This window comes from Pseudomonas chlororaphis subsp. piscium (assembly GCF_003850345.1).
Classification (GTDB): Bacteria; Pseudomonadota; Gammaproteobacteria; order Pseudomonadales; family Pseudomonadaceae; genus Aquipseudomonas; species Aquipseudomonas piscium.
The window spans coordinates 2,875,977-2,899,261 of the sequence record NZ_CP027707.1 but is presented as its reverse complement, the minus strand read 5'-3'; the positions used below and the strand labels follow the sequence as shown (position 1 = coordinate 2,899,261).

At 65.4% G+C, this 23,285-nt stretch carries 20 protein-coding genes; 3 read left to right on the top strand and 17 right to left on the bottom strand.

Annotation, left to right across the window (positions count from 1 at the left end):
• Window positions 1-144 precede the first annotated feature (144 nt).
• The 5 genes from otnI to ltnD all read right to left on the bottom strand — a co-directional run bounded on the left by otnI (window position 145) and on the right by ltnD (window position 5,452).
• Window positions 145-927, bottom strand: coding sequence for a 2-oxo-tetronate isomerase (otnI, locus tag C4K38_RS13505; protein WP_053278806.1), 783 nt, complete (start codon window positions 925-927; stop codon window positions 145-147).
• Between the two features lie 19 nt (window positions 928-946).
• Window positions 947-2,407: a GntT/GntP/DsdX family permease gene (locus C4K38_RS13500; RefSeq protein ID WP_053278805.1), complete on the bottom strand. Its 1,461-nt coding sequence runs from the start codon at window positions 2,405-2,407 to the stop codon at window positions 947-949.
• A 189-nt stretch (window positions 2,408-2,596) separates the two neighbouring features.
• Complete coding sequence (gene otnC, locus C4K38_RS13495; protein WP_053278804.1) at window positions 2,597-3,247, bottom strand: 3-oxo-tetronate 4-phosphate decarboxylase; 651 nt, start codon at window positions 3,245-3,247, stop codon at window positions 2,597-2,599.
• Complete coding sequence (gene otnK, locus C4K38_RS13490; protein WP_053278803.1) at window positions 3,244-4,536, bottom strand: 3-oxo-tetronate kinase; 1,293 nt, start codon at window positions 4,534-4,536, stop codon at window positions 3,244-3,246. Before otnK ends, otnC begins: the two co-directional genes overlap by 4 nt.
• Before the next feature lie 10 nt (window positions 4,537-4,546).
• Window positions 4,547-5,452 (bottom strand): L-threonate dehydrogenase, encoded by a 906-nt coding sequence (gene ltnD, locus C4K38_RS13485; RefSeq protein ID WP_053278802.1) that lies wholly within the window; start codon window positions 5,450-5,452, stop codon window positions 4,547-4,549.
• 479 nt (window positions 5,453-5,931) lie between these two features.
• Here ltnD and C4K38_RS13480 point away from each other — a divergent pair, with 479 nt between their 5' ends.
• Window positions 5,932-6,285 (top strand): hypothetical protein, encoded by a 354-nt coding sequence (locus C4K38_RS13480; RefSeq protein ID WP_009048629.1) that lies wholly within the window; start codon window positions 5,932-5,934, stop codon window positions 6,283-6,285.
• A 59-nt stretch (window positions 6,286-6,344) separates the two neighbouring features.
• Here the strand turns inward: C4K38_RS13480 and C4K38_RS13475 are convergent, their stop codons facing one another.
• From C4K38_RS13475 to C4K38_RS13460, 4 genes are all read right to left on the bottom strand, one after another.
• Window positions 6,345-7,382, bottom strand: coding sequence for a hypothetical protein (locus tag C4K38_RS13475; protein ID WP_053278801.1), 1,038 nt, complete (start codon window positions 7,380-7,382; stop codon window positions 6,345-6,347).
• Window positions 7,379-8,368 (bottom strand): DUF2157 domain-containing protein, encoded by a 990-nt coding sequence (locus tag C4K38_RS13470; RefSeq protein ID WP_053278800.1) that lies wholly within the window; start codon window positions 8,366-8,368, stop codon window positions 7,379-7,381. Before C4K38_RS13470 ends, C4K38_RS13475 begins: the two co-directional genes overlap by 4 nt.
• Before the next feature lie 221 nt (window positions 8,369-8,589).
• Window positions 8,590-8,862 carry a DUF4242 domain-containing protein gene (locus C4K38_RS13465; RefSeq protein ID WP_025809282.1) on the bottom strand — a complete coding sequence of 91 codons (273 nt, stop codon included), beginning with the start codon at window positions 8,860-8,862 and terminating at the stop codon, window positions 8,590-8,592.
• A gap of 61 nt (window positions 8,863-8,923) precedes the next feature.
• Window positions 8,924-9,205 (bottom strand): DUF3303 domain-containing protein, encoded by a 282-nt coding sequence (locus tag C4K38_RS13460; RefSeq protein WP_025809283.1) that lies wholly within the window; start codon window positions 9,203-9,205, stop codon window positions 8,924-8,926.
• A gap of 358 nt (window positions 9,206-9,563) precedes the next feature.
• On the opposite strand from C4K38_RS13460, the gene C4K38_RS13455 reads away from it, so the two are divergent.
• Window positions 9,564-13,118, top strand: coding sequence for a hypothetical protein (locus C4K38_RS13455; protein WP_053278799.1), 3,555 nt, complete (start codon window positions 9,564-9,566; stop codon window positions 13,116-13,118).
• Window positions 13,119-13,324: 206 nt separating this feature from the next.
• Window positions 13,325-13,810, top strand: coding sequence for an adenosine-specific kinase (locus C4K38_RS13450; protein WP_053278798.1), 486 nt, complete (start codon window positions 13,325-13,327; stop codon window positions 13,808-13,810).
• A 16-nt stretch (window positions 13,811-13,826) separates the two neighbouring features.
• Here the strand turns inward: C4K38_RS13450 and C4K38_RS13445 are convergent, their stop codons facing one another.
• From C4K38_RS13445 to C4K38_RS13410, 8 genes are all read right to left on the bottom strand, one after another.
• Window positions 13,827-14,018 carry a hypothetical protein gene (locus C4K38_RS13445; protein WP_053278797.1) on the bottom strand — a complete coding sequence of 64 codons (192 nt, stop codon included), beginning with the start codon at window positions 14,016-14,018 and terminating at the stop codon, window positions 13,827-13,829.
• A gap of 98 nt (window positions 14,019-14,116) precedes the next feature.
• Window positions 14,117-14,653 carry an RNA 2',3'-cyclic phosphodiesterase gene (thpR, locus tag C4K38_RS13440; protein WP_053278796.1) on the bottom strand — a complete coding sequence of 179 codons (537 nt, stop codon included), beginning with the start codon at window positions 14,651-14,653 and terminating at the stop codon, window positions 14,117-14,119.
• A 192-nt stretch (window positions 14,654-14,845) separates the two neighbouring features.
• Entirely contained in the window at window positions 14,846-15,547 is a 702-nt protein-coding gene (locus C4K38_RS13435) for an NAD(P)H-dependent oxidoreductase (protein WP_053278795.1), read from the bottom strand.
• A 109-nt stretch (window positions 15,548-15,656) separates the two neighbouring features.
• The gene (locus C4K38_RS13430; protein WP_053278794.1) at window positions 15,657-17,066 is read right to left on the bottom strand and encodes an aldehyde dehydrogenase family protein; all 1,410 of its coding nucleotides are present in this window, start codon (window positions 17,064-17,066) and stop codon (window positions 15,657-15,659) included.
• Window positions 17,059-18,249, bottom strand: a complete 1,191-nt coding sequence (locus tag C4K38_RS13425) for a pyridoxal phosphate-dependent aminotransferase (protein WP_053278793.1) — start codon at window positions 18,247-18,249, stop codon at window positions 17,059-17,061. The genes C4K38_RS13430 and C4K38_RS13425 overlap by 8 nt, the downstream gene beginning before the upstream one ends.
• 30 nt (window positions 18,250-18,279) lie before the next feature.
• The gene (locus C4K38_RS13420) at window positions 18,280-19,887 is read right to left on the bottom strand and encodes a 5-guanidino-2-oxopentanoate decarboxylase (RefSeq protein ID WP_053278792.1); all 1,608 of its coding nucleotides are present in this window, start codon (window positions 19,885-19,887) and stop codon (window positions 18,280-18,282) included.
• Between the two features lie 10 nt (window positions 19,888-19,897).
• Window positions 19,898-22,000, bottom strand: a complete 2,103-nt coding sequence (locus tag C4K38_RS13415) for an acetate--CoA ligase family protein (RefSeq protein ID WP_164487038.1) — start codon at window positions 21,998-22,000, stop codon at window positions 19,898-19,900.
• A 27-nt stretch (window positions 22,001-22,027) separates the two neighbouring features.
• Entirely contained in the window at window positions 22,028-23,188 is a 1,161-nt protein-coding gene (locus tag C4K38_RS13410) for an acyl-CoA dehydrogenase family protein (protein WP_025809292.1), read from the bottom strand.
• Between the last annotated feature and the right edge of the window lie 97 nt (window positions 23,189-23,285).

The window sequence follows — 23,285 nt, the reverse complement described above, 5'->3', positions numbered from 1 at the left end:
GCACCAGTGATGGCCCTGGCGACGGGGAGCAATGTACCCGCAGGTGGGGAGCGCAAGCCGACACCGTCAGAAATCTTCAGATTCCCGCGCAATCACGCTTCGCGGGCGGCACGCACTGACCAGCGCCACCGCCCTGCCCGCTCCTCAGAAGGCTTTCCAGTCCCGCAGCCATTGCAGGCCAGCGGAGGTATCGCCCCGCGGCCGATACTCGCAACCGACCCAGCCGTCGTAGCCCAGCTGGTCCATCAATCCGAACAGATACGGATAGTTCAACTCGCCCAGGTCCGGCTCCTGGCGGTCCGGCACGCCGGCGATCTGGATATGGCCGATGCCGGCGAAGTCGCGACGCAGTTTGGTCGCCAGGTCGCCCTCGACGATCTGGCAGTGGTAGCAGTCGAACTGCACCTTGAGGTTGCTCGCGCCGACTTCCTTGCAGATCGCCTGGGCCTGGTCCTGGCGGTTGAGGAAGAAGCCCGGCATGTCGCGGGTGTTGATCGGCTCCAGCAGCACGGTGACCCCGATCTTGGCCGCCTGGGCGGTGGCGTAGGCCAGGTTCTCCAGGTACACCCCGTGATGGCGTTCGCGCAGGCTTTCCGAGGGCAGCAGGCCGGCCATCACATGGATCCGTGAGTTGCCCAGCACCGCGGCGTATTCCAGGGCGCGGTCGAAGCCGGCGCGGAACTCCGCCTCGCGCCCGGGCAGGGTCACGGTGCCCCGCTCGCCCGCCGCCCAGTCGCCGGGCGGTGCGTTGAACAGCGCCTGGACCAGGCCGTTGTCGCTCAGGCGCTGCTTGAGTTCCTCGGCGCTGTAGTCGTAGGGGAACAGGTATTCCACCGCTTCGAAACCGTCGGCCGCAGCGGCGGCGAAACGGTCGAGAAACGGGTGTTCCGGGTAGAGCATGCTTAGGTTGGCAGCAAAACGAGGCATGTTGGCTCCTAAAAACGGCTCAGACAAAAGGCCAGATCAGCAAGGTAATACAGAAACCCAGGGTACCGAGCAAGGTGGTGATCACAGTCCAGGTGCGCAGGCCGTCGGCCACGTTGAGCCCGGCGAGTTTGGTGAAGATCCAGTAGCCGGCGTCGTTGATATGGGACATGGCCAACCCGCCACCGCCCATGGCCAGGCACAGCAGCGCCATGTGGTTGGGGGTCAGGTTCAGGGTGGCGATCAGCGGGCTGATGATCCCGGCGGTGGTCACCAGGGCCACGGTGGTCGAACCCTGCACCGCACGCAGGAGCATGGTCAGCAAGAAGCCCAGGGCCAGCACCGGCAGGCCGGTGGTGCGCAGCAGGTCGGAGACCACCGCGCCGATCCCGGTGTCCACCAGCACCTTGCCGAACACCCCGCCGGCCCCGGCGATCAGGATCACCATGGCCACGCCCGGCAAGGCCGAGCCGATCACGTCCGACACCTGGTTGCGGCTCCAGCCACGGCGCGAACCCAGCAGCCAGGCGCACAGCAAGGTATCGATCAGCAGCGCCACCAGCGGCGCGCCGAGCACGGTCATGACGCCACGCAAGTTTGACTCGGCCGGCAGCAGCGAAGTGGCCAGGGTGCCCAGCAGGATCAGCACGATCGGCAGCAGGATCAGGCTGACGATCAGGCCGAAACCGGGCGCGGGCGCCGGCGGCAGCTTGGCGACTATGGCGCTGGTGGATTCTTCCAGGCCCATGTGGGACACGGCCACTGCGGCCTGTTGCGGGTCCTTGGCATTGCCGTTGGTCCAGGCCTGCAGGTCCTCGTTGGTCACATGGGGTCCATAGACTTCGGCGCGGATGTCGTCGGTCATCGGGTAGAAGCGCCGAGTCATGCGCCCGGCCACGCGGTAACCGACGTAGCACAGCAAGGCGGTGAGCGGCAGGCCGAACATCAGCACCCGGCCCAGGTCGGCGCCCAGCTGGCTGGCCGCGGCCACGGCGCCCGGATGGGGCGGCAGGAACGCATGCACGGTGAGCAGCGCAGCGCACATCGGCAAGGCGAACACCAGCAGCGGCTTGCGCGCCCGGCGAGCCACGCCATAGGCCAGCGGCATAAGGATGATCACCCCCACTTCGAAGAACACCGGCACGCCGATGATGAACCCGGCGATGGTCAGCGCCAGCGGCGTGCGGCGGTTGCCGAAACGCTCGATCAGGGTCTTGGCCAAGGCCTCGGCGCCGCCGGACAGCTCTATGATCCGCCCGATCATGGCGCCGAGGGCGATGATGATCGCGATATGGCCGAGGGTCTTGCCCATGCCGCCTTCGATGGTCGCCACCAGGTCGGCCGGTTTCACCCCGGCCACCAGTGCCACCAGGATGCTCACCAGCATCAGCGCGACAAAGGGCTGGAACTTGTACTTGAGCACCAGGAACAGCAGCAGCGCGATGCCCGCGCCGGCCGTCAACATCAGGATAAGCGGGCTCATTGCGCGGCACCTCCCTCATAAGAGGAAGAAACAGTGGTGAAGCCAAAACAGCTGCAGTCAGGGAACGTCATGCTGGGATGTCCTGTTGTTATTGTTTTTTCAGGCAAGCCGGGGCCGTCGAGAGCCTGACGACTCCCGGGCAGTGCTTGCAGTGTCGGTTTTCAGTTTCAAGTTGCAGCGGCGCGCTACCTACCAGTGCGCGCCGAAGGTCTCTCGCAGCTCATCCAGGGCTGCCTGATCCAGCGGCGCGGGCTTGGGGTTGCTCATCAGCCAGAGTCGCGCGGTTTCTTCCAGTTCTTCCAGGGCGTAGCTGGCCTTGGCCACCGAGCTTTCCCAGACCACCGGCCCCAGGCGTTCGAGCATCACCCCGCGCACGCTGTTGGCCAGTTGCGCCACCTGCTGGGCGACCTTGGGCGAACCCGGGCGCTGGTAGCCGATCAGCGGAATGTGCCCGACCTTCATCACCTGGTACGGCGTCAGCGGCGGCAGGATGTCGTCCGGCCGCCATACGCCAGCCAGGGTCAACGCCACCAGGTGGGTGGAATGGGTATGCACCACGCCACCGACGCTCGGGTTGCGGTCATAGACCTGGCGATGCAGGGCCAGGGTCTTGGATGGCTTGTTGCCGGACACCCACTCCCCCGCCAGATTGACCTTGGCGATGGCCGCCGGATCGAGGCGGCCAAGGCAGACGTCGGTCGGGGTGATCAGCCAGCCATCGTCGAGGCGCGCGCTGATATTGCCGGCGCTGCCCACGGTGTAGCCGCGTTGGTAGAGGCTGCGACCGACGTCGCAGATCTCTTCGCGCAGGGCCTGTTCCTTGTTCGCCGCAGCGCTCATTGGCCACCTCCGGCCAGTTGTTTGAGGGCCTTGGCGAAGAAGTCGCGGCTGCCGAAGTTGCCGGATTTCAAGGCCAGCGCCAACGGCTCGGCGGAGTTGCTGAGGGTGACCGGCACGCCCGGGTCGATCTGCGCGCCGATCTGCAACAGGTTGACCCCGAGCGCCTTGACCACCGCGCCGGAGGTTTCGCCACCGGCAATCACGAAGCGGCGCACGCCGTTCTGGCGCAGGCCAGCGGCAATCTCGCCCAGGGCGTTCTCCACCAGCGTGCCGGCGCGCTCGACGCCGAGCTGTTGTTGCACCGCCTTGACCTCGGCCGGGGTGCTGGTGGCGTAGATCAGTACGGTTTCATCACTGTCGCGGGCAAAGGCCAGGGCCTGCTCCACCACCGGTTTGCCCGCGGCCAGGGCCATGGGGTCGATGCGCAGGGCCGGACGGTCGGCCTCCAGCCAGGCCGCGACCTGGCCGATGGTGGCCACCGAGGCGCTGCCGGCCAGCACCACTTCGCCGCCTTCAACGGTCGGCAGCGACGCCACATCGAAGTCGCGCAATTTGCCGGCGCGGCGGAAGTTGCCCGGCAGGCCCAGGGCCAGGCCCGAGCCGCCGGTCAGCAGCGGTAGGTCGGCGCAGGCGCTGCCGAGGGTATAGAGGTCCTGATCGGACAGCGCATCGGCGACGGCCATGCCGATCCCCTGCTGGCGCAGTTCGGCGATCTTCGCCCGCACCGCCTCGACGCCCCCAGCGATGCTGTCGTAGCGCAGCAGGCCGACTTTCAGTTGGGTCTGGGCCTGCAGCACGCGCACCAGGTTGGCGTCGGTCATAGGCGTCAGCGGGTGATGCTGCATGCCCGACTCGCTGAGCAACTGGTCCTGGACGAACAGGTGGCCGCGGAAAATGGTCCGGCCGTTTTCCGGGAACGCCGGGCAGGCCAGGGTGAAATCACTGTTCAGGGCCTGGAGCAAGGCCTCGCTGACCTGGCCGATATTGCCGGCGGCGGTGGAATCGAAGGTCGAGCAGTACTTGAAGAAGATCTGCTCGCAGCCCTGTTCGCGCAGCCAGTCCAGGGCGGCGAGGGATTCCTCGACCGCCTCGGCAACCGGCGTGGTGCGCGACTTGAGGGCGATGACGATGGCGTCGGCATCCAGCCCGGCCGCCACTTCGCGGCTCGGGATACCGATGCTTTGCACCGTGCGCATGCCGCCGCGCACCAGCATGTTGGCGAGGTCGGTGGCGCCGGTGAAGTCGTCGGCGATGCAGCCCAGCAGCGGGCGTGCGGTGGAATCGGTCATGGAGCGTTCCTCAGACAGGCTCGGGCTTGGCGGTCGGCAGGTCGATGCCCGGGAAAATCTTGATCACCGCCGAGTCGTCCTCGCGGCCGAAACCGGCGCTGGAGGCCTGCATGAACATCTGGTGCGCGGTGGCCGACAGCGGCAGCGGGAATTTGCTGGCGCGGGCGGTATCCAGCACCAGGCCCAGGTCCTTGACGAAGATGTCCACCGCCGACAGCGGCGTGTAGTCGGCCTTGAGGATGTGCGGCACGCGGTTCTCGAACATCCAGGAGTTGCCGGCGCTGTGGGTGATCACTTCGTACAGGGCATCGGCGTCCACCCCTTCGCGCAGGCCCAGGGCCATGGCTTCGGCGGACGCGGCGATGTGCACCCCGGCCAGCAGCTGGTTGATGATCTTGACCTTGGAACCCAGGCCATGGGCGTCGCCCAGGCGATAGACCTTGCCCGCCATGCCGGCGAGTATCGCTTCGGCCTTGGCGTAGGCGGCAGCCGGGCCGGAGGTCATCATGGTCATCTCGCCGGCGGCGGCCTTGGCCGCGCCGCCGGAGATCGGCGCGTCGAGGTACAACAGGCCCTGCTCGGCCAGGCGCTCGCCCAGCTCCACGGCGTAGGTCGGCGCCACGGTGGCGCAACCTATCACCAGGCTGCCGGCACCCAAGGCCGACACGGCGCCATCGCCACCGAACAGCACGGTTTCGGTCTGCTCGGCGTTGACCACCACGGTGATGATCACATCGCAGGCTTCGGCCATTCGCGCCGGCGACGCGCAGGCCACCCCGCCTTCGTTGGAGAACTGCTGGGTGACCGCTTCACGCACGTCACAGGCATGCACATTGAAGCCCGCGCGCAGCAGCGAGCGGGCAATGCCCAGGCCCATCGCGCCCAGACCGACAACACCGACATTCTTGTTATTCATGGGGTACTCCAGGGAAGACAGCAGCCTGGTCCACGCCGGCAAGGCGCAAGCGGCGGGCCGCGGGGTAAATGGGAGCACGGGCGGCGGGGGCGACAGTGTCGCTTGGCAGGTGAATCGAGACCTTGTCGGACATCGAAGGGCCGTCCTGTGATTTGTTGTTATCAGGTTGTGGCCGATCATCCACCAATGAACTGATTATGTGAAGTATTTTTTCAATCTAACATTTATTAACATTGCCGAACATGAATGCCAGACATTCCGCAGCTGCCTTGCAGCCCGCGCAGAATCAAACGGACGAGCGGTAGGCCATTGCGACCAACGAACTGATCTGTATCAAACAAGCGTCTACACTCGAGACCGATGCTGTTAGGCGCAACATCAACGATCAGCGGTACCGCCCTTCATCGTCCACCCATTGACGGTGGGCGCCGGACAGCGCTGTATGGTCAATCCGCAATGCTTGAACAAGGATATTCAACATGGCAAAGATCAATGTATTGGCTGGTGATTTTCTACAAGGGAATGGTGAGTATCGTCAGGGAGTCTTCAGGTTGGCCACAGCCACCAACCCCTCACCGGGGGTCGAGGTCAAAGCCTCCGCATTCAAACATCTGGAAATCGCGACACAGGACAGCATCACCAACAGGGACGCCATTGGCTACGGCATCGCCGGGGCCATGCTGCTGGGTCCGGTGGGTGCTCTTGCGGGCTACCTGATAGCCGGCAAGGAAACCGAGGTGACCTTCATCGCCACCTTCAAGGATGGCCGCAAACTGTTGGCGGCCACAGACAGCGAAACCTACCGGGATATTGAAAAACGACTGACGGCCTGACGCCCGTCGTCTGTCGTCCGCCCATGCCCGCAACTTCGGGCATGGGCTACTCCCCTGCCCTACGCCGATTCCGCTTCGCTCGGCCCAGCCCGGCGCTTCTGCCGTTCGCCTTCCAGCCAGACCACCAGCCCCAGCAGGCTGCCGCCGGCAATCAGCAGGCTGACGAACCAGCCCAGGGTTTCCGCCAGCTGGGTAAAGAACAGCGTGTACAGCTGGATGATGAAGAAGGTCGCGCCATAGCCCACCAGCATGGAAAAGCGCAGGCGAATGCCCAACGCCAACAGGCCCAGGCTGAACGCCGCCCACAACCCGTTGAACAGAACCAGCTCGCTGGACTCGGCCAGGTGCCACGGGCCGTCGATCAGGTCGTAGCTGCCGAACAGCGACAGCAGCCACAACGCCATCTGGGCCATGAACAGCCCGGCGGAAATCCACACCTTGGCAAAGCCGCGATAACGGGCCAGCCATGACGCCTCGCCCCACAGATGAACAAAGCCGAACAGGGCCATGGCCAGGGCCGCGCCGAGGAAACGCAGCGGATAGTTCATGCCGAACCAGTAGGCGCCCCAGCCCGATTCATAACCGCTGCGCCCGCCGAACCAGACGAAGAACAGCACGCTGCACAGGGTCAGCAGCAAGACGTTGTTCAGCACGTAGCTGAGCGCCAGCAACAGCAGCAGGTCCACCAGCAACAGCGCCGGCCAGTTGCCCGAACCGTCGGAGTAGATCATGCCCAGCACCAGGCTCAGGCTGATCAGGGCAAAGCCGCCGAGCAACTCCAGGGTCGCGCCGAGCAGCTTCAGTTGCTTGCCCAGCAGCCAGCGTCCGGCGCCGAACAGCCCGACCATCAACACACCCAGGCCACCGGCCAGTTTCGGCAAGGTGAACGTCAGGTGTTCATGCAGCAGGATCAGCAGCCCAGCCGCCAGGCTGATGGCGCCGAAGGTCAGGAACCAGCGCCCCAGGGAGCACCAGTCCCAGCGGGTCAGCGGGTACAGCTCGGCGATCCGCGCGTGGGCCTGGGTGTCGATCAGGCCGTCGCGCAGCCATTGGTCCAGGGCGTTGTGCACCTGGCGATTACGGCGATCCGGGTTCATTGGCCAGCCTCCCCGGCGCGCAGCGTGGTGCGTTCGAACAACCAGCCCAGGAGCATGCCCACCGCGCCGGCCACGGCAAAAAACACCGCGGCGCTCAGGTGTTCCCAGGCGTACTCATAAAAGCGCGTGTACAGGTCGATGCCGAGGAACACCACGCCGAAACCGGTGAAGCTGGGGTGCTTGAAGCGCGCGCCGAGCACCAGTTGGGCGATGGCGCCGAGGGTGAACAGCAGGGTCCAGGCCAGGGTCTGCTGGTAAGCCTCCTCCAGGCTGAGGAACCACAGCGAGCAGTTGAAGTACAGCAGCCCGAAGATCACATACAACCGTCCGAAACCGCTGAACCGGCGCAAGGCATGATCCTCGGCGCGCTGGTGCCACAGCCCCAGGAGCGCCACCAGCCCAGCGATCACGGCCATGGAGCGCCGGTCCTGGATGCCGAAATAGTAAGTGCCGGAACCGCCATACCACTCCCACGAACCCAAACCGTGGAAGACGCAGAGCAGGCCCAGCAGCAGCGGCCAGCGCAGACGATAGCCATAGGCGGTAGCGATGCTCAGGGCGGCGGTGACCAGCAGCGCCAGCGGCAGGTTGCCGAACTCGCCGGTCTCGCTGTCGGAGCTGCCGAGCAACAGGCTGGCGCCCATCAGGATCAAGCCGATGGTCAGGATCGCCACCCCGGTGACCGGCATGCGCCGCGCCGGGTCGCGGGCCAGGCGCGCGCCGATCAGCCACAGCCCGACACCGGCGGCGAAAAACAATACCGCCCCCACCAGCACCGACTCGGCCAGCAGGCCAATGCCGCCCAGCACCGCCATGCCGATCAGCAGCACCGCGCCGATGCCCAGCCATTGCAAGACCGTGGACAGGCGGTGTTCGGGACGTTCATACAGGGCGCCGAGCCGCTGCTGCGCCTCGGCATCGATCAAACCACGGTGGCGCCAGTCGGCGATTTCGTGGAGCAACATCTGCTGGGTGGTTTTTCTCATGGCGCTCTTGGTTCAAGGTGTGGACATCGGCCGCAAACCGGCCGTCGACTGTGCAGCATAGCCGAGCCTGTGTCTGGCAAGACGCCCCGCGACGCTAACGCGGCACGCCGCGCCGATGAAAAAGGCCGCCCCGAGGGCGACCTTGTTTTCCTGCCAGCGGCATCACCTCGCCCTGGGGCAAGGGTACGCCGAGCCAGGCGCGCGCCTGTCAGCGCAAGGCACTACTCCGCTGTCGTCGGATCGATGATCGAGGTCACCCGCGATACCCGGTCCGCCGGAAAGCCGCCTTGCCGGGCATGCTCCCGGATGAGCTCCTCGTTTGGCGCGATATAGACGCAGTAGATTTTGTCGCCCGTGACGTAGCTGTGCAGCCACTGCACCTGCGGCCCCATTTCATCGAGTACCTCGCAGGACTTTTGCGCGATCCCTTGCAGATCCTGCGCCGACAGCGCTCCAGCGCCCGGAAAATCGCGTTCAATCACAAATTTAGGCATGACAACCTCCAGTTCTGTTCCGCTCTTGCTGAAGCAACAACTTCAGGCCGATCGCCAACGGCTATTGCCTGCCGATCACCGCCGCCAGCAACGGCGCGGCCTGTTCATCGGTCAGCGCCGGGTGCACGTCCATCCTGAGCAGGTCGCTCCACTCCAGCACCCATTTCTGCATCAGCGTGAGATCGTCGGTCTGCGCGATACCAAACCCCGTCATGCCGCCGACGGCATGCCAGCGCCCCAGCATGCTCACCCCTGCGGGTGGCGCCCCGCCGGTCTTGAGAAATCGCTCGATCGCACTGTTGCGACGTTCGGGGCTGATTGACCAGCTGACAATGAATAACATTTGCCACCTCCAGCGAAACTGGCGCCCGTTGTTCTGCGCGCGCACCTGGCAGGCACCTTGACCACGGCCACGCATCGGTATCGACCCGCATTCCGTCTGGTCTGAAACGATTGTCCCAAGGGAAGGAATAGCAGCCTTGCGCCCCCGCCGCATGACCGCCGATCCTGTTCCCGCCCCCAGTATGAAGCCACCGGTCAGCGGCCCAATCCCTCTCGCTCCTCAAGTCGCCTGAAACCACCCCCGATTGGCGCCGCAACGCCCTCCTTGCAGCGTCGGGGGGCCGGTAGATAAAGCCTGATCCGGGGGCTATACCTATGCATAGCGGTCGGCCCTACACCTAAGGAAGGGGAAAGAGACCATGGACAACAGCAATGGCTCGGGTAACAACCTCGTCCTCTGGTTACCGGGTAGCGCCCTCATCCTCAGCCTGGTGGTCTCGACCTTCGCCCTCACCCGCGAGCCTTTCCTCGAGCCACGCCCCATCGGCGCACAATTCCAGGTGCAATCGCCGATAGAAGCCCGTCTGTGGCAGGACCCGTTCGATGCCCTCGAGCGCTATCGCAAAAAGTTCAAGGACGGTAACAAGGCCGCGGGGACTGACTTTGAGTGCAGCCCCAAGCTTGTTGTCAGTAAACCATTGGTACTGGACGACGAACCGCAGCAACCACCGCCAGAGCCTCCCCAACTCATGGTGGCGCTGGTCGAAGGCGGCCCCTATGCCGATGAAGTGGAGCTGCGCCGGCGCATTCGCTATGCAATCCTGGCCGGGTTCAAAAACTCCCGCATGGTGCCCGAGGATGAGCAGCACATCCGCTGCCTGGCCCTTGCGGACGACCTGTCAGACAGGCCGATAACCTCGCAAGCCGGTCAGCAAGGAAAGCCGACGTACGCAGAAATCCCCTATGAAGCCTTCATCGCCAATCCATTCGACCCACCCAGGGACATGCAGGACAAACAGCGCCCATCCGCCCGGACCATTCTGCTCTGGGTAAAGCAGGAGCATCTGGGTTCACACCCGCTACAACAACTCGAAGCCTTGCGCCGCACCCTGCAGAGCAGGCTTCATTCGGATTGCGGCCCGCCACAAACCTGCCCGGGGGTGTCCAACCAGACACTGCTGAAGGTCATCGGCCCCTCTACCTCGAAAGTCTTGCTCGATATGTATAGGGACGAAGCCAACGGCCACGCCAAGCCCGATATCGAGATTTACTCCCCCCTGGCCACCGCTGATTACGAAACATTGATGCGTGCCCTAGGCAAGCCCTCGCCCGGCGAAGGCGCCTCCCAACAGCAAACATCAGCGACGCCTGAACCCATGAAACTGCTGCGCACCGTCAGCCACGACGGCACCCTGACGCGCCTACTGCTGGACGAACTGAAGCTGCGCCATGTGAATCCAGTCGCGGGTGTGCAATGCAGAGAAGGGGCACCGCAGCGGGTCGGAACCCATTGCGATACTGGAGGCTGGCAGCGCTCCAATCGCATTGCGCTGGTCTCCGAGTGGGACAGTTTCTACAGCCGCGCACTGATTGAGAGTTTCAAATCGCAGGTTGCCAAGGACATCGACAGCAAAGACCAGGCTGCCGTCAATGACTGGGTATTGCGCTTCAGTTATCTGCGAGGCATGGACGGGCGCCTGCCAGAGGAAGCCGCAAGCGCCAACAAAACGCCCGGCACCGATGACAATAAGAACAGCAAGGACAAGAACACCCTGGATCTGAGCCCGCTGGAGAAGTCCGACGGCAATTCCCAGCTCGACTACCTGCGCCGCCTCGCCGACCACATCGCCCGCGAGGACGAAGCCTATCGCCGTAACGGCACCAGCGGCATCGGCGCCATCGGGGTGCTGGGGGCCGATACCTACGACAAGCTGCTGGTGTTGCAGGCCCTCAAGGGCCGGATGCCAAACAAGGTGTTTTTCTCGACCAACCTCGATGCACGCATGCTCCAGCGCGGTCAGGCCCAGACCACTCGCAACCTCGTCCTGGCAGCACCCTACGGACTCACGCTGACGCGTGCCCTGCAACAGGATGTGCCGCCGTTCCGCGACAGTTTGCAAAGTGCCGTGTCCATCGCGGTTCTGGCCGCGCAGGCGCCACAGCCCTACGAGGCCAAGCGTGCAAAGTTCGACTACTCCACATCGGAGCTGCTTTCGCCGGGCATCTATGAAGTGGGCATCAGCGGCTTCATCCCCCTGCCCAGAAAGCTGACCGCAGAACGTCCCAAGGACTGCGCCGCACCCGGCCATCCCCAGTCATCGACGCACGACATCATGGCGCTGCGCTGCCTGCAGGATCCGTCGCCACCTCCCTATCCCGAACTCTCCCAGTCGGTACGCGACAAGCTCGATGAAAAGCAGTCACTTTTCTGGGCCGGGCCGCTTATGGTCATCCTGCTGGTATTGGTGATTCTCCTGGGCTGGTGGTGGACCTATGTGCAATCCAGCGACGACAAACTGCCACCCTGGGTACGCAGTATCCCGCTGACGCTGTTTGTGGTGTCCGGACTGTCGGCATGGCTCGCCGTGCAGTTCTGGCGCGTGGAGTTCATGTGGACCGCGTTCGTGCTGATCCTGCTGGGCATCGTTTGCTCGGAACTTGCCCGCCGTCATCAGTCCGAACCAGCGCAACCCGGACAGCCCCCCGTCCCTGCGACCAGTGGATTGTTCGACGCCTCGGCGTGGTACCTCATGGTACCGGTCGTGGTATTCATCCTGGCCTTGCTGTGGTTGTACCAGATCCGGCGCGTATTGACGGAGGACGGGCTGGGTGAGCCAATGTTCCTGTTCGAGGGCATCAGTGCCTGGCCCACCGTGGCCCTGCGCCTGCTCGCCGTGATCATCTCGATCACTGCGCTGGCCTGGGGTTGGCGCAACTTGCGCATCAACAGTCTCGAGATCGAAAAGGCCTACCACCTGGATCTGTACATGAGCAGGCTGCGGATGAGCCTGTGGGGTCTGCTACGGCGCCTCGTTCACAGAGAAAAGGGTACAACGCTGCAAAAGTGGCGAGCCGCTCTTGGACGTTGCCTGTTCCTGACCCTGTTCCCGCTCTCAACCAACAGTCGCGATTGGAACATGCCTAAGCGACTGACAGCCGCGGTCCAGCCCTATGCTGCAGACAAGCGCAGGATCATTTTCGTGACGAGCTTCTGGAAAGAGCACTGCGTGGGTGGCACCTTCGGCGCCCGAATGCTGCGAAGCATCCTCGCTACCTGGATATTCATGGTCGCCACCAGCGCGCTCTTCGTGCTCTGGCCAATGGAAGGAATGCCCATTCGGGGCGAGTCGCCGATCTGGATGTTGAGCTGGCTGCTGCCCACCCTGGCCTTCCAGTTGCTGGTGTTCTGGGTGGTGGATGCCAACCGCCTGCTGACGCGATTCATCCGCAACCTGAGCAAGAATTTTGCGATCTGGCCAAGAGCGTTACGCAAGGAGCACCAGAAGCTCTTCGGTGTTTCTCTGCACCCCTGCATCGATGATTGGGTGGACATGCAACTGATCGCCAAGCGCACGGCGACCGTCAATCGCCTGATCTATGCCCCGACGATCGTCATGCTGATCCTGATTGCGTCGCGCAACAGTGTGTTCGACAACTGGCCGACCCCGCCCAGCATCGTCATTTCATTCCTGCTGACCACACTGATATTGCTTGTCTCCGCGCTGTCGCTGCGACGTGCCGCAGAAAAGGCGCGTGGCGCAGCGTTACAGCGTCTGGATAACTACCTGCTGGAAATCACCGACAGCACACCTGTCTACAAAAAGCTCGAACTGATCCGCGGGCGCATCGTTGCCCTCAATACCGGGGCCTTCTCAAGTTACTCGCAAGAACCACTGGTACGCGCCCTGCTGCTGTCGCTGACCGGGGTGGGCGGCTCGCTGATTGTCGACGCGTTGAATTACGCGAAGTTCTAGATACCGGCGGTCAGGAGCGAACTGGCCGATCAGCCTTTGACGGCCATCGTTCAAGCATCACGAACCCGGCAGCGGTCAATGAATGGCTATGCTTGATCTGTTGCTGGAAGCAATCCCGCCTCCCCCGAGAACCGGCCGCGACGGGCGTCCCCTTTTCCGTCAACGCCCCCCTAGCGCCGCCCAACATCGGCAAGGAGCGGTTCGAGATGCAACTGATCAGCGTGACAATCGACAAGCCGGAAGCCACCAACTTCATTTTCGGCCAGACCCACTTCATCAAGTCCGTCGAGGACATCCACGAAGCCCTGGTCGGCGCCGTGCCGAACATCGCCTTTGGCCTGGCCTTTTGCGAAGCCTCCGGCCAATGCCTGGTGCGCTGGTCCGGCAGCGATCCGGCGATGATCGCGCTGGCGCAAAAAAACGCCCAGGCCATCGCCGCCGGCCATAGCTTCATCCTGTTTCTCGGCGACGGTTTTTATCCGTTGAACGTGCTCAACACCCTGAAGATGGTGCCTGAGGTGTGCCGCATCTTCTGCGCGACCGCCAACCCGACCCAGGTGATTCTCGCTGAAACGGCACAGGGCCGGGCGGTGCTGGGGGTGGTGGATGGCTTCTGCGCCAAGGGCCTGGAAGGCGACGACGACATCCTGTGGCGCAAGAACCTGTTGCGGCAAATCGGCTACAAACAGTGAGCGCTGCGCCCACAGGCTACTCGGACGGTGTGGTCCGGCAACTCTTGCGCTGACGAATCTCCTGCTCCGAAGGACGCTCCTTGACGAACTCGAAGCGCGGTTCGCCCTCGTTGTAGGTGACCAGCCAACCCCACTCTAGCTCGGACTCATCCTGGCCCGGTTTCGGCGGCGCCGCCCACCAGGGCTCTTTGCTGACGATCTGGCGCATGCTCCCTCCCGTTGATTCGGCCCCTCAACTATAGCGTGCAAGCCTTGAGGCATCCGGATTTCGGCCGGTCGGCGAATCCGACGAGATGGCGCCCCCAATCACCGCGCCAACGCCCACTCGGCCAGCGGCCGATAACGGCCTTTATGGGATTCGAACAGGGCGAAGTGCCGGGCACTCAGGTGAAAATCCGCAGGGGTCTCGGACTCGGGCACCGGCGCCCGATAGTCGCGCATCAAGGTCAAGTGCGGACGAAACTCCCGAGGCGAATCGACCAGCCCAAGCGGCAGCAGCGCTTCCTGCAAGGCATACACCAGCTGACGCAACTCCAGCGGCGCCTGTGTCGGCGCCAGCAACAAGACCCCGGCCCGGCGCCAGACCTCCAGGCGGTCGAGCGGAACGTCCAGCGGCTCACCGGAGGTGCGCACGCCCGCCGCCGCGGCGCAGATCCGCGGAACCTGCGCCACCGCGACCGAGCCCAGGAACATCAGGGTCAGATGAAAGTTTTCCGCCGCCACCGGCCGGCCACTCCTGAGGCCAAGCGCGCCGCGCCACTGGGCGATGGCCCGGCGTTGGGCGGCTGTGCAGGGCAAGGCGAAGAACAGCCGCTTGAACGGCTCGCGGGACTCATCATTCATGCCCTGTCCTCCGATTCGGCCCGGGCAAAGTGCTGTCTGTCAGGTTACTCCAGGCCCCCGGTTTTTCGGCAGCGCGAACCGACGGCCAGGCCATGATGCCCAAGGTTGTAAGGGGCGACGGCAAACCGGCGGTCGGCACCAACAGCATAGCCAAGCACTGGTCCAACCGTCTGCCTGGGCGCCCGGGCCGCGTCAGCCGAGCGGATACAGCGCCTCGTCGAACTGCGACAAACGTGGAAACTCGATGGGCAGGTCGTCGGCGACCTGCTCCAGTCGGTGCCGATAAGCCACCAGGAACTCCTCGCGGGCCTGATCGCTGATATAGGGCACATGCCAGGCGACGAAGGGCTCCAGCACCTCGAACCCGACATAGGCCAGGGTGCCGCGCAGGATCGGCCGCAACATGTCGTTCAGCGGCCCATGGATCGCCCCCTCGCCGAACATGTGCTCGCGACCGCCCAGGGTCACGCTGACCAGCGCCTTCTTGCCGCTCAGGCCGCCCTGGTCATAGAAACGCTTGCCGCCATAGCAGATCCCGGACACCAGCACCCGGTCGATCCAGCCCTTGAGGATCGCCGGCGCCGAAAACCAGAAGATCGGAAAATTCAGGATCAGCAGATCCGCCCACAGCAGCTTGTCGAGCTCCTGGCGGATGTCCGCGGCGATCGACTGGCTTTTCACCCCCAGGCGTTGTTCCAGCGCGTACACCAGATAGTCGGGATTCTCCCGCGAGGAAAAATCGGCGGCACTGGCCACCGGGTTCCATTGCATCGCGTACAGGTCGCTGACCTGCACCTGGTGCCCCTGGGCCTCGAGGGTGCGCAGCGCCTGGTCACGCAGGGCGGCGGTAAAGGATTGCGGCTCGGGATGGGCGTGGACGATCAGTACATTCATGGCAGGTTCCTTAGACATGTTCCAATGAGCAAGGCGGAATAAAGACTGCACCAAGGTGACGAGACACAAGACCACAAAGGTCTGCGCCCCGCCACCGGCAGTACGGGAATCAGCGCTGGATGGCCTTGATTTCGACAAACTCGGCCAGGCCCTCCTCACCCCATTCGCGACCGTTGCCGGACTGCTTGTAGCCACCGAACGGCGCCTGATAATTGAACGCCGCACCGTTGATGAAGCACTGCCCGGCGCGCAGTTGCCGGGCCAGGCCCAAGGCGCGCTCGGGGCTGGCGGCCCAGACCCCGCTGGACAGGCCGAACGGTGAATCGTTGGCCAGGGCGACGGCCTGGTCTTCGTCGGCATAGGGAATCAGGCACAGCACCGGGCCGAAGATTTCCTCCTGGGCGATGCGCATGCGGTTGTCGACATCGGCGAACAGGGTCGGCGCGACATAATGGCCCCGCTCGTACTGCGCCGCACCGCCCCACAGCAGGCGCGCGCCTTCCTGCTGGCCGAGCTGGATGTAGGCCTCCACGGTGCGGCGCTGGGAGGCCGAGCACATCGGCCCGAGAAAACTCCGTGGGTCCCGAGGGTCGCCCATGCGCAGGCTCCGCGCCTCTTCCACCGCCAGCTCCAACGCCTCGGCATAACGCCGGGCCGGCAGCAGCATGCGGGTCAGCGCGGTGCAGGTCTGGCCGGAGTTGATCATCACGTCCTGCACGCCATACCGCACCGCCGCGGCCAGGTCGGCATCCTCACCGATCAACAGCGGCGACTTGCCGCCCAGCTCCAGGCACACCCGCTTCACCGACGGCGCCGCGGCCTGAGCCACGCGCACCCCGGCGCCGGTGGAGCCGGTGAACGACAGCATGTCGACGTCCGGGTGCCGGGCCAGGGCTTCGCCGACCTTCGAGCCCGGCCCGCTGACCAGGTTGAACACCCCGGCCGGCAGGCCGATGGCCTCGATCATTTCGGCCAGCAGAAAGGCATGCAGCGGCGTTTCCTGGCTCGGCTTGAGCACCACCGTGCAGCCCGCCGCCAAGGCCGGCGCGAGCTTGCCGATCAGTTGATGCAACGGATAGTTCCAGGGGTTGATAAAGGCGCAGACGCCCACGGGTTCGCGGACCACCAGCGAGTTGCCGACCTCGCGCACTTCATCCATCGCCCCGGCGAGTCCGACGTACTGCTCCAACCCGACGATCGGCCCGTCGACCTGCACCGCACGGCACCACTGCACCGGCATGCCCAGTTCGGCGGTGATCAGCGCGGCCATCTCGTCGGCCCGCTGGCGCAACTGCCCGGCCAGCGCCCGGATATAACCGGCACGCACCGCCGACGGCGTTCGCGACCATGGGCCGAAGGCGCGCCGGGCCGCGGCCACGGCGTTATCGACATCGCGCTCGTCGCCCAGAGGGACCCTACCGACCACCTGCTCGGTGGCCGGGTCGGCGACCTCGGCCCTGCCTTGCCCCGACGGCAGGCGCCAGGCCCCATCGATGAACAGTCGGTTGTAATCACGCATCGATCGCGGCCTCCAGCAACTCACGGGCACAGCGGGCGATCCGCTGGCAGGCCTCGCGCAGTGGCGCCGCACCCAGGACCAGCCCCAGGCGGATATGCCCGGCGGCGCTGGGGCCGAAGGCTTCGCCGGCCAGCACCGACACCCCATGGCGTTCCAGCAGGCGATCGGCGAACGCCTGGGCGCTGAGCCCGGTTTCGCGGATATCGACCATCACGAACATCCCGCCATCGGGTTTCAGCGCGCGCACGCCGGGGCAATCGGCCAGGCATTCACAGACCAGGTCGCGGCGCTGGCGATAGGCTTCACGCATGGCCTCCAATTCCGGCAAAGCGCTGTCCAGGGCGACCACGGCGGCATCCTGGATAAATTCCGGCGAGCCGTAGAGCATGCACAGGGCGAGGTTTTCCAGGTGCGCCGCCAACGCCGGCGGCGCGACCACCCAGCCCAGCCGCCACCCCGTCATGGCATGGGATTTCGACAGGCTGTTGAGGGTCGCCGTACGCTCGGCCATGCCCGCCAGGCTGGCCGGGCTGATGTGCTCGCCATCGAACAGCAGTTCGCTGTAGACCTCATCGGAAATCAGCCACAGGTCATGCTTGATACACAGCTCGGCCAGGGCCTGCCATGTACTGCGCGGCAAGCTGGCGCCCGAGGGATTGTGCGGGCTGTTCAGGGCCATGGCCCGGGTCCGCGGGGTAATGCGCGCGGCGACGTCTTCGGGCAACACCCGAAAGCCGTTTTCGGAACGCACCGGCACCGGCACCACCACGGCGCCACAGGCACCGAACACCGCTTCATAGGTGACATACATCGGCTCGGCGACCAGCACCTCGTCGCCCGGATCGAGCAGGCACTGGGCAACGCTGAACAGCGCGCATTGGGCACCGGCCAGCACCATCACCTGATCGGCGTCGACCTGCTGGCCGCTGCGCTGCCGATGCCGCCGGGCGATGCTTTCGCGCAGGCTGCGCTTGCCGCGCACGTCGGTGTAATGGGTATTGCCGGACAGCAGGCTGTCGATGGCTGCCTGCACGATAGGCGCCGGGGTGTCGAAGTCCGGGTCGCCGACCGACAGCAGCAGGATGTCCTCGCCCTGCTCCTGCCTGGCCAGGGCCCGGTAGTGGATACCCCAGGCGGCGGCACCGTCACCGGCGATACGTTGAGTCAGATCGGAAAAACGCATGGTAAGAGTCCCCGCAAAAAGCGTTGAGGGTCAGCGCGCACAAGCGTGCTTGAGTTCGATCAGGGTCACGCCGTTGCGGCGAAAGCCGCTGCGCAACTCGTTCTGCAATTGATCCAGGCTCTGCGGCTGGGCCACGGTGCAACCGAAGGCGCGGCCCAGCGCGGCGAAATCCGGATTGCGCGGCAACACGCCGACCGGTTCGATATCCAGGCCGAGCATGTCGTCGCGGATCTGCCCCAGCGCGTCGTTGTTCCACAGCAGTATCACCAGCGGGCTGTCCAGTTCCTCGACGGCGGTCGCCAGCTCCTGCGCGGTGTAAAGAAAGCCGCCGTCGCCGACCAGCACCAGCCCGGGCCGCTGCGGCGCGCCGAACGTGGCGCCGATCCCCGCCGGCAGTCCATAACCCAGGGTGCCGTAGCCGGTCGGGTGCAACCAGCTGCGCGGCGCCCGACTGGCGAACAGGTAGTTGCCGGTGTAGGCCAGCTGGGTCATGTCGCTGCTGACAAAGGCCTGCTCCGGCAGCTCCGCGGCCACCCGCTCGAGAATCGCCTGGTGGATCAGCTGCAGGGGACCATGGCCGGCGCGTACCGCCGCGCGCAGCCGCGCCACGGCCTCGATGGCCGCCGTCGCGTCCCGGGGCGTTGGCGCCAGGCGCTGCAACAGGGCCGCGACGGTCTGCCGGGCGTCGCCCTGCAAGGCCAACGCACAGGGGTAGAAGTCATTGAACTTGCGCGGGTCGATATCCACCCGCAGCAACTCGGCGTTCAGCGGCAGGCGCTCGCGCCAATAGTCGGTATCGGCCATCTCGGTGCCCACGGCCAGCACCACATCGGCTTCGCCGACCAGTTGCCAGCCCGGCTCGACACACAGGGTCGAGCCGGCGTTCAGCGGCGCCTGGGGTGCCAGCAGGCCCTTGCCGGCGACACTGCTGAAAAATGGCGCGGCCAGGCGTGTGCTGAGCTGTTGCAACTCCTGCGCCGCATCGAGCGCGCCGCCGCCGGCGATGATCATCGGCCGCCGGGCAGCCTGCAGCTTGGCCGCCGCCTGATCCAGGGCCTGCACCGTCGGCACACCGCGGCCCGGGCGGCGCCGCACTTCAGCGCTCCAGTCCCGAGCCACCGGCGCGGCCAGCACATCCAGTGGCACCGAGATATGCACCGGCCGCGGGCGCTCGCTGTCGAACACCGCGTAGGCGCGGGCAATCAGCTCGGGCAGGTCCTCGGCACTCAGGGCCACCGCGGAGAACGCGGTGATCGGCGCGGTCATCGCCCGCTGGTCCTGGGTTTCGTGCAGGCAGCCCCAGCCCTTGCCGAGGCTGGCGGTGTGATTGACGCTGGAAATCACCAGCATCGGGATCGAGTCGGCGTAGGCCTGGCCGATGGCGGTCGCGGCATTGGTCACGCCGGGGCCGGTGATGACGAAACACACCCCCGGCTTGCCGCTGACCCGGGCATAACCGTCGGCCATGAAACCCGCGCCCTGCTCGTGACGGGTCAGGACATGGCGGATGCCGCTGCCGGGCAAGCCGCGATACAGCTCCAGCGTGTGCACGCCGGGGATGCCGAATACCGTATCGACGCCGTAGTTGGCGAGCAGGCGTACCAGGGCCTGGCCGCCGGTCAAGGTAGTGCTGTGCATATTCATCTCCTCAGGCGTGGCCGAGGCGTATCAACGCATCGACCGCAAGGGTGCCCCGGGCACCGACCAACAATGGGTTCACATCGAGTTCGAGCAACTGCTCGGCGTTTTCGCAGGCGTAGTCCGCCACCGCGCGGATCGCCGCCACCAGCGCGTCGAGGTCCGCCGGCTCGCGCCCGCGAAAGCCCTGCAGCAGCACCGCGCTGCGCAGGCTGAGCACGGCCGCGCGAATGGCGCCATCGGTGGTCGGCAGCAACAGGCTGCGGCTGTCCTGGAGCAGTTCCACCAGCACGCCCCCCGCGCCGATGACCAGCGCCAGGGCAAAATCGTTTTCGCGCTTGATGCCGACGATCAGCTCGGCCAACGGCGCACTGGCCATGGGTTCCAGCAGCACCTGGGCGAACGGCACCTGCGGAGCGCAGGCGGCGATCCGTGCGCCCATCTGCTCCAGCGCCCCCTTCAACGCCGCCGGAGAGCCCAGGTTCAGCGCCACGGCACCGACCTCGGTCTTGTGCGGCAACTGCGTGCTGACCGCCTTGAGTACCAGCGGGTAACCCAGCGCCTGGGCCGCTTGCAGGGCATCGTCCGGGGTGCTCAAGACCCCGCTGGGGATCGGCAGGCCGAAGACCTGCAAGGCCTGTTTCGATTGCCACTCGTCGAGCAGCCGCCCGCCCCCTGGCAAGGAGCCCGGCAAGGCCTGCGGGCACAGGGGCGTCAGCGCCGCCTCGCCGAGGTCCAGCAGGGCCTGGCGGGTCGTTTGATAACGCGCGATGCGCGCCCAGGCCGCCAGGGCGTCCTCCACCCCCTGCAAGGCCGCCACACCCCGGGCGTGCAAACGCTCACGGGCACTGGCCGGCAGCAGTTCGGGAAAGGCCGAGGTGACGAAACCGCTCTTGCCGTGGCGCTCCAGCGCCGCGCAGTAAAGCTCCAGCAGCAGGTCGCACTCCTGGCGCTCGCCGGTGAATGACGCCGGGTAATCGAGCACCAGCATGGCCGCGTCGGCTGGGCTGCGCAGGGCACTGTCGAGCATGCGGTCCAAGGCCTCGCCATCGCCCCAGATCGCAGTGGTGAAATCCAGCGGGTTGACCAGGTTGGCGTAAGCGGGCAACACCTGGGACAGTTCGGCGCACTGGCTGTCATCGAACTTGACCAGGCTCAACTCGTTGCGCTCGGCATAGTCGGCGATCAACCCGGCATCGCCACCGGAGCAGGCCAGCGCCACCAGGCTGTCGCCCGCCGGCAGCTTGCCGCAGGCGGCGGCCTTGAGGGTCTCGACGAAACTCACCGGGCCGCTGACGCGGATCACCCCGAGACGGGCGAACAGGCTGTCGTACAGCGCATCGGAACCGGACAGCGAACTGGTGTGACTCAAGGCCAGTTCAGCGCCGATCTGCGACACCCCGGTTTTCAGCGCCACGATCGGAATGCCCTTCTCCAGCGCCTTGTACGCCGCCCTGGCAAAGCCGGGCACGTTTTTCAGGCCTTCCAGGTGCAGGCCGATGGCAGTCACCCGCGGCTCGTCGAGCAGCACGTCCATCAGCTCGGCGATGCCCAGCTGCGCCTGGTTACCCACCGAGGCCATGTAGGCCACCGGCAAGGAGCGGTCGCTCATCGACAGGTTGTAGGCGAAGTTGCCGCTCTGGGTCAGCACCGCCACGCCCTTCTCCACCGGCTGGCCGCCATGGGCCACCGGCCACAGCGCCGCGTTGTGCAGATAGTCGAGCAAGCCATAGCAGTTGGGGCCCAGCAGGGCCATGTTGCCGGCGGCGTCGAGCAACTGGCGTTGCAGGGCCTGGCCCGCGGCGCCGGTCTCGGCAAAGCCCGAGGCATAGCAGATCGCCCCGCCCGCGCCCTTGGCCGCCAGCTCGGCGACGCAGGTCAGGGTCAGCTCCCGGTTGGTGGCAACGAACACCGCATCCGGGCCACAGGGCAGCTGGGCCACGCTGGGAACGCAGGGTATGCCTTCGAGGCTGGCATGCTGCGGGTTGACCAGCCACATCTGGCCCTGAAAACCGCCTTCGGCACAGCGCCGCAGCGCCCGGGCCATGCTGCGACCACCGACAAAGGCCAGGTGGCGCGGCGCGAGCAGACGTTTGAGGTTGTCGCGAAGAATCTGGGACATGGACATTCTCCAGGCGGCTCAGCGCAACAGCGGACGCAGCAGTTCGCGGGAAATGATGTGGCGCTGGATCTCCGAAGTGCCCTCCCAGATCCGCTCGATCCGCGCATTGCGCCAGATGCGTTCCACCGGCCCCTCGTCCATCAGGCCCATGCCGCCGAAAATCTGCACCGCTTCGTCGGCCACGCGCCCGAGCACCTCACTGGCGAACAGCTTGGCCATGCCGGCCTCGCCGTCGGTCATGCTGCCCTGGTCCATCTTCCAGGCGGTGTGCAGGGTCAACAGCTCGGCCGCGCGGATCTGCGTGGCCATGTCGGCCAGCTTGAACGACACCCCCTGGTAGCTGCCGATCGGCTGGCCGAACTGTTGGCGATCCGCCGCCCATTGCAGCGATGCATCCAGCGCGCGCTGGGCCTGGCCGACACAGTTGGCCGCGACCATCACGCGGCCGGCGGTGAGCCAGGCGTTGGCCACGTCCCAGCCCTTGCCGACTTCGCCCAGCACCTTGGACGCCGGCACTCGGCAGTCGTCGAAGAACATCTCGAAGGTGTGATAACCGCGGTTGCTCACGCATTTGGGCCCGCGGCGAATGGTCAGGCCCGGGGTGCCGCGGTCCACCAGGAAGGAGGTCACGGCGTTGCGCTTGCGACCGTTGTGCTCGTAGGTGTCGGTCACGGCGAAGACAATCGCGAAATCGGCGTGGCCGGCGTGGCTGATGAAATGCTTGCTGCCATTGAGGATAAAGTCGTCGCCGTCGCGGACCGCGCGGGTCTTGATCGCGTTGGCGTCGGAGCCGGCGCCCGGTTCGGTGAGGGCAAAACAATCGATCTTCTCGCCCTGGATGCAGGGCAGCAGGTAGTCGTCGATCTGCTGGCCGGTGCAGGCCATGAGAATCTTCGACGGCCGTGCGACAAACACATGCAGGGCCCAGGAACACTTGGACAGCTCACGCTCGATCAGCGCCTGGGACAGATAGTCCAGGCCACCGCCGCCGACTTCCTCGGGCATGTTGAAGGCATAGAAACCGGCGGCGATGGCCTTGCCGCGGATCTGCGCGGCCAGCTCCGGGGGGACTTCGTCGGCGCGGTCCACCGCCTCTTCGTGGGGCAGCAATTCCTTGGCGACGAAGCTGCGAACCGCATCCACCAACATTTCTTGTTCTTGGCTCAGTTGGAAATTCATGGCGCTACCTGTTGTGCGTTTTTATTGAGGGACCTGCAGGAGCCGGCTGGCTGGCGATGTGGGCGCCGCGCGGTGTCAGGCATGACGCCATCGCGAG